3 protein-coding genes are annotated in these 2,549 nt (G+C 62.7%); all 3 read right to left on the bottom strand.

Annotation, left to right across the window (positions count from 1 at the left end; all coding sequences use genetic code 11):
- A partial coding sequence (locus VGP39_RS23860; protein ID WP_422652987.1) for an IS1634 family transposase occupies positions 1-725 on the bottom strand: 725 nt, incomplete at its 3' end.
- A gap of 212 nt (positions 726-937) precedes the next feature.
- Complete coding sequence (locus VGP39_RS23865; RefSeq protein ID WP_327570562.1) at positions 938-2,275, bottom strand: IS1380 family transposase; 1,338 nt, start codon at positions 2,273-2,275, stop codon at positions 938-940.
- A 76-nt stretch (positions 2,276-2,351) separates the two neighbouring features.
- On the bottom strand, positions 2,352-2,549 hold a 198-nt coding region (locus tag VGP39_RS23870; protein WP_327570561.1), incomplete at its 5' end, for a hypothetical protein.

A 2,549-nucleotide genomic window follows, 5' to 3' on the forward strand; every position in this document is an offset into this window, starting at 1 on the left:
TGCGGCTGGTTGTCACGGCCCTCCTTGTTGTGGCCGCGCCGGCGCAACGGGGCATACAGCTTGCCACCCCAAAGCTGCTCCTGCTCGTCGGTCGCATCGGTTTCGAAGTAGGCGGTGGTGGTATCGTAGAAGATCAGGTCAACATCGAGGCGGAACAGATCGACGGCACGCAGGAACACTGCACGCTCGATTTGGTCAGACCAGACGGCGAGGAAGTCGAGCGCGCGGTAGAACTGATGGAGAGTGAGATCCTGGGCCTCCGGCAGCCAAGCGATCACAGGCAGCCAGCGCGTTGCACAGCCCAGTTTCGAGCCCGGATCGTCAAGGCGCTGCGCCGCCATGGCGAACAGCGCCATCTCGTGCGGCGCGGTCAGCTCGCCTTCGGCGATGCAGCTGCGGATCGCTTGGCCGATGCCAAGGTCCTCCCACAAGGTGCGGGCGGCGAGCACGACGCCAAGCTCGTAGACGGCGTCGATCTCGATGTCGGGGAGGCTGGCCTTGCGGCTTGTGGCGATGGCACCGACGGCATCGGCGCCGATGACGCGCTGGATGGAAGCGACCAAGCGCTGCAAAGCGGCTTTGTCGAGCTGATCGGCACGGCCGAAGTTGTGGATGACCTGCGCTTCGGAGCGCTTGGTCTGGGCGTTCCAGACATTCTCGGCGAGGGCATAGTCGGCGACGGAGGAGCCGTCGCGGTTACGCCGCTCGGTGATGCGCAGATACATGCCTATGAGGCAACCATAGAACAACTGCGAGCACGACTGATATTCTCGTGCATGTGTGTCTAGCCCGTCTTATTCAGCGGGCTGAAGCAGGAACGGCGTTCTGATCACTGAGCACAGCTTCACTACGTGACATTTCATCACGAATTCGGAAGATATCTGGTGGCGCTGGTGGTTGGCGGGATCGGGTTCGTTGGGGCACTTTGCCCCGACTATCACGGCCCGGCTGGTTGGAGGCAGCGGGCGAGGCTGGCGAACAGTTGGGCCTCGGGGTGCGCTGCGGCGAAGGCGATCCGCACACGGGTTGCTGTTTCGGCGATCCGCGCACCGATCTTGATCAGCCGCAGCCGCAAGGTGGTGAATTCGGCACGGGCCAGCGGCTGGGGCGCGGGAATGGCGTCGCGCAGCTTGAGCAGCAGCCAGTAGGCACCCGTGTGCAGCACAAGACGCACCTGGTTGGCCAATGGTGAGCGACAACTGGTGCGGTCGGACGCAAGCTGGCCCTTGTGCAGCTTGATCAGGTTCTCCGCCTGGCCACGGGCACAATACAGTGTGTCATACAGCCATTCGGCGTTACCGCGCGTGATGTTGGTAACGACGTAGCGAATATCGAGACCTTTTGGGGTCGCCTCGATGCGCGCTGCCACCCGCCGCTGGCAGCGCCACGATTTGGCGCCATAGTGCGTCTCGGCATAACGGCGGACTACCGGCGCCTCGGCACGGCGCACCCGCACGTCGTCGGCGGTGGGTTCCACCAGACGATCCAGCACGGCATTGCCGGGCAGACCGAGGATGTAGTCGATGCCGTTGGCCTCGCACCAGGCCATCACCTCGGGACGGCCGTAATGGCCATCACCGCGAATGGTCAGCTTGGTGTGCGGCCAATGACGGCGGATGCGGCGCACCAGCCTGCGCAGATGGCAGCGAATTTCCTCGCCCGAAGGTGTCGCACCGGCGCGCAGCAGCATCGCTACCGGACGCGACGTCGCGGTGTCGTAGACATGGATGGGCAGGAAGCAGCGTTCGCCGTAATGGCCGTTGAACAGTGCCAGTTGCTGATATCCATGCACGACATCAACGGTATCGTCGACGTCCAGCGTGACGGCGCGCGGCGGTGCCGGGTAGCTGGCGCAGTAGGTATCCACCATGGCGTAGGTCATGCGCACCACCTCACGCAGGGTGGGCGCGTTCTCCCAGCGCGACACGGTCGGCTGCGAGCACAATTCGGCACCGCTGTCCGGCAGGCGTCCGCAGGCCAGCTTGAAACCTGGATCAGTGCGCAGATGGTCGAGGTCGTCGGCGTCCTCGTAGCCACAGGCGATGGCAAGCATGCGTGCGCGCAAGATGTCAGCCACGCTGTGCGCCACCAGCAGCGGATTGCGTGAATCGGTGATCAGAGACGCAAGTCTGTTGGCGATGCCAATCGACTTCTCCACCCCGGCGAGCAAAATCACGCCGCCATCAGAGGTGATGCGTCCGCCGTCAAACGCGGCGGTGACTTTCTTGCGTTCAACCGCCGGGAAACTGAATGGCAGCAGGTTATCTTCGGGCATGGCGGGTGTGGCAGCGTCCGATTCGGTAGAAACTGGCTTCGACATCCAAATCTCTGCTTGAATTCAGACGCTTACGCTACACCCGCCAGCGAACCCCTGCCATGCGCTGAATAAGACGGGCTAGTGTCTTATTTCGTTCGAACACTTTCAGGCTTTCGCGAAGCTCCTTGTTCACGGCAAGCAAACCCGAAGTGATTTCGGGTATCTTCGCCTCGCTTGTGGCCTTGTAGGCCGAGAGTTCATCCTGACCAATGTCTTTGCCGCGCGAATATCC

The organism is Bradyrhizobium sp. (assembly GCF_036009065.1).
GTDB lineage: Bacteria > Pseudomonadota > Alphaproteobacteria > Rhizobiales > Xanthobacteraceae > Bradyrhizobium.